We start from the raw sequence: 4,299 nt of genomic DNA, 5'->3' as shown, positions 1-4,299 counted from the left end.
GGCGAGCTGATCCCCCGCCTGGGTGAGGCTCGCCAGGATCTCGGTGATCTGGCCGAGGGAGCGCTGGGTGTCGGCGGAGAGGTGGCGCACCTCGTCGGCTACCACCGCGAAGCCGCGCCCCTGCTCCCCGGCCCTGGCCGCCTCGATGGCGGCGTTGAGGGCCAGCAGGTTGGTCTGCTGGGAGATGTGGCCGATGACGTCGACGATGGCGGTCACGTCCTCCACCGAGCGGGTCAGCTGGGCCAGGGCGCCGCTGCTCTCGTCGATGGCGAGCCCGGTCTGGGCGGTAGCCGTCAGCATGCCCCCGACCAGCCGCTCGCTCTGGCTCATGGAGTGTTCATTGTGCTGGGCGTGCTGGGCGATTTCGGCGGCGACCTGGTGCACCTCGCTGGCGAGCTGGTTGAGCTCCTGCATCATGGTGTCGCTCTCGTCCACCGCCTGCTCCGTGGTGCGGGTGCTGTGATGGATCTCCTGCACCTGCTCCACCATCTCCTGCAGGCTGGAAGAGACGCTGGAGAGCTGCCCCGCCTTCTGCTGCTGATCCTGTTGCAGGCGCTGTATCAGGCGGTTGTAGCTCGCGACGATGTCCGCCAGTTCGTTGCGCTCGCGCCCCGGGGTCAGCAGCTGGGCCTGACCCGTGGCGTCGAGCTGCAGAAAGGCTGCCCGCAGTTGCAGCAGGGGCCTGACCAGCCAGCGACGCTGCACCAGGGCGAACAGCAGGGCCACCACGACTAGGCAGAGCGCCAGCATGCCGAGCACGGTGGCCAGCTCCCGGTTCATGGTCTGGCGGGCGGCGGCGAGTTGCTCACCCAATTGCTCCCCCGCTTGCAGCAGCTGGGTGATGTCCTGCTGCACCATCTGACGAGCGGCCTGCTGCTGTTGCAGCGCCTTGCGGCTGTTTTCCAGCTCCTGGGGATAGCGCTTGAGCAGGGAGGTCAGCTCGGCTTTGGGCTGATCCCCGAGCTCCTTGGGTATCGGCTCTCCCAGGGTGAATTCGTCGGCCGGTGCCTCCTCGAAAAGCTCCATGCTCGGCAAGGCGGCCAGGGAGTCGGCCTGCTTTTGCAGGGCAGCCAGCTCGAATTGCAGCCCTTCGAGACGCTTGGCGCTCGCCTGCTCCATGTAGTTCTGGCGCTGGTGGGCGAGGGAGGGGAGGGCGGTCAGGATGTCGGCCGACCCCTGGCGATACTGCTCGGCAAGGGCCGGATCCCGCCCGGCGGCCGCCCCCTGCTGGCCGTAACGGAGCAAGGCTTTGGCCTGGGTGGTCAACTCGTTCTCGGCATTTTGCAGCAACCACTGGCTGTTGCCGGAGAGCTTGCCCGCCGCCAGATAGTCGCCGTCAATGCGGGTTTTCATCTGCTCAAGCCGGGCGTTTAGCGGCTGGGTCTGGGGATCCTCCAGGCGGGACAGCAGGGCCAGCGCCTGCTGGCGCACTCCCTGGGCCTGGGCCAGCAGCAGGGGATCCCCGCTGCCGAGATAGTCGCGAAGCGCCCCCTGCAACGGACCGCTCAGTTGCTGTTGCAGGCGCTCCTGCAGACGCTGGGCCTGGGCCGAGTGGTTGAATTGTTGCCAGCCATGATAAAGCGCGGTGGCCTGGACACCGGCCACCAGCAGCAAGACGAGGGAAGAGAGGGAGGCAAAATGGGCAATTTTCACATCAGATTCCTGCTTGAATCACGCAATGGGCGCGAGCTTAATCAGGTCTGATGGCGTTTTTATGACAGTGGCCGTGCCAGCTCCCGTTGACCTGGGCTTTTCACCAGCAGGCCGAGCAGGGCGCCGCCCATGATGAGCCCCCCCGCCAGCAGATGGCGCGGGGTGAGCGCCTCGCCGTTGAGCCAGACCAGCAGCAGGGTGCTCAGCAAGGGAGTGAGGTAGGCGAGCGCACCGATGCGGCGCGGATCCCCGTCCCGCAGCGCCAGATACCAGGTGACGAAGGCCGCCCCCATGGGGCCGAGGGCGAGCCCGGCGATGAGCAGCCAGTCCCCCTGGGGGATCCGGGCGAATGGCAAGGGGCCTTCCAGCATCCATGCCAGCAGCAGGGCCAGGAGCCCGGCGGGCAGGCAGGCGGCGGCCGTGACCACGGCGGGAGCGGGAGGCAGGCGGCGTGAGAGCACGGAATAGGCGCCCCAGACGATGGCGGCGCCGAGGGCCAGCAGGTAGCCGGGCAGATGGGCCTGTTGCAACTGCAGGTGACCATCGACCATCACCAGCACCGATCCCGCGAGACCCAGGGCCCCGGCCAGCAGATGGTGCAGGCTCAGGGGATGACCCGGCAGCAGCAAGGGGGTGAACAGGATGATGCACAGCGGCCAGAGGTAGTTGATGAGGTTTGCCTCCAGCACGGGGGCGTGGCGAAAGCTTGTGAACAGCAGCAGGTGATAGAGCAGCAGGGCGGTGATGGTCACCAGCCAGGTGAGGGGGCTGGCGCGCCACTGGCGCCAGAATGGCAGGGTGCCCGCCCCGCAGAACAGCAGCACCAGCCCCACCAGCACCAGCGGCGAGACGCTGGTGATCCGGGAGGTGAGCGCGGCGAGGGAGGCCCACAGCAAGATGGTGAGCAGGGCAAAACCGGTGGACTTGTCCCACCAGGAAGACGCAGGCATCCAACACTCCTTTGCAAGATGAATGAACGAAAAAGAGGGCCAGTCTAGCAGACTGGCCCTCGTCACACAGCGTTGCCGTGACGGTGCGGGTTATGACTCCCGGCTCGGGACGGCCCCTGCCGCCGGAGCCAGGGACTGCCCCTTGACGTACCAGACGATGAGGGCCAGCACCAGCAGCGGCAGCACGGGGTCGAACCAGGTGCCGCCGGAACCGAACAGCAGGTTCAGCAGGGCGACGCCGGTGCCGCCGATGGCCCAGGCGATGGTGGTCGGGATGGACCAGACGATCATCTGCTGCTTGACGTCGGAGATCCCCATCATGCGGTTGACCACCCAGAACAGGCTGTCGTTGAAGTAACCGAAGAAGAGCGACCCCATGGTGGCGGCCTGGGCGGCCAGCAACATGTTGACCCCGGGGATCTGCGCCAGGATGGGGGCGGAGATGGAGGCCGCCGTCACCATGGCCACGGTGCCGGACCCCTGGATGAGGCGCACCAGAGTCGCCACGATGAAGGGGATCAGGATGGGGGAGATGGGCAATTGGGCGATCTGCTCGGCCAGCTGCTGGCCTGCACCACTGTCGCGCAGCACGGCCCCCAGCGCCCCACCGGCACCGGTCACCAGCAAGATGATGCCGGCGGATTGCAACCCCTCTTCCAGGCGGGCGGCGGTGGCGTGCCTGTCCATGTGCGGGACCAGGGTATAGACCGCCAGCAGCACGCTGATGGCCAGCGCGATGATGGGGGTGCCGATGAAGTTGATGCCCTGCACCAGGGGGGTCGCCATCAGGCCATCCATGCCCTCCAGGGTGGCCAGAGTGGTGAAGATGGCCTTGACGAAGATGAGCACGATGGGCACCAGGATCGGCAGCAGCGACAGGGTCAGGCTCGGCAGGGTCTTGCCCTCCTTCTCCTTGAGGTACTGCTCATAGGTGGCTTGCAGCTCGTCCGGGGTCTGGGCGGCCTGGGCACCGAACTCGGGGTACTTCTTGTCGAGCCACTGGGCGTAGAAGACGATGCCGAGCACGCAGGGGATGGCCAGGGCCATGCCGGTCAGCAGCATGGCGCCGATGTCCACGCCAAACAGGCCGGCAACCCCCAGCGGGCCCGGGGTCGGCGGCACGGTATGGTGGGTTACCACCAGGCCGCCCGCGAGCGCCACCCCTAGGGTGAGCAGGGAGCGCTTGCCGCTTTTTGCCAGCGCCTTGGCCACCGGATAGAGGATGACGAAGGCGGAATCCACGAAGATGGGGATGCTGACGATGTAGCCCGTGATGGCCAGTGCCCACTCCTCGCGGCGCTTGCCGAGCCACTTGATGAAGCTGTAGGCGATCTGTTCGGCGGCGCCGGAGACCTCAAGCAGGCGACCCATCATGACCCCGAGGCCAATGACGATGCCGATGCTGCCGAGGGTGGAGCCAAAGCCCTGGGTGATCACGGTGAGGGTCTTGTCGATGCTCATGCCGCCGGTGATCCCGGCGATGCAGGCCGCCGCCAGCATGGCGATCAGGGCGTGCACCCGGGTGCGGATGACCAGGAACACCAGCACGAAGACCGCGATGATGAGACCGATGATGGGGGTTGGGATGTCGCTCATGATGCCTCCTGCATGTCATGGGTGATGAAACTGTCGATGATGTCGGCAAACGTCCTGTCTGCCGCGAAACCGAGGGCGCTGGCCCGCTGGTTGTACTGTG

Annotated in this window: 3 protein-coding genes; all 3 read right to left on the bottom strand. The window is 66.6% G+C overall.

Annotation, left to right across the window (positions count from 1 at the left end):
* Positions 1–1,653: methyl-accepting chemotaxis protein (locus tag AACR77_RS10695; RefSeq protein ID WP_042878206.1), on the bottom strand; the 1,653-nt coding region annotated here is incomplete at its 3' end.
* A 59-nt stretch (positions 1,654–1,712) separates the two neighbouring features.
* Positions 1,713–2,603: a DMT family transporter gene (locus tag AACR77_RS10690; protein ID WP_042878204.1), complete on the bottom strand. Its 891-nt coding sequence runs from the start codon at positions 2,601–2,603 to the stop codon at positions 1,713–1,715.
* Positions 2,604–2,693: 90 nt separating this feature from the next.
* Complete coding sequence (locus AACR77_RS10685; RefSeq protein WP_041211233.1) at positions 2,694–4,199, bottom strand: GntP family permease; 1,506 nt, start codon at positions 4,197–4,199, stop codon at positions 2,694–2,696.
* Positions 4,200–4,299 lie beyond the last annotated feature (100 nt).

It is taken from the genome of Aeromonas sp. ZOR0002 (assembly GCF_963866995.1).
GTDB lineage: Bacteria > Pseudomonadota > Gammaproteobacteria > Enterobacterales > Aeromonadaceae > Aeromonas > Aeromonas caviae.
This window is presented reverse-complemented; position numbering and strand designations above follow the sequence as displayed.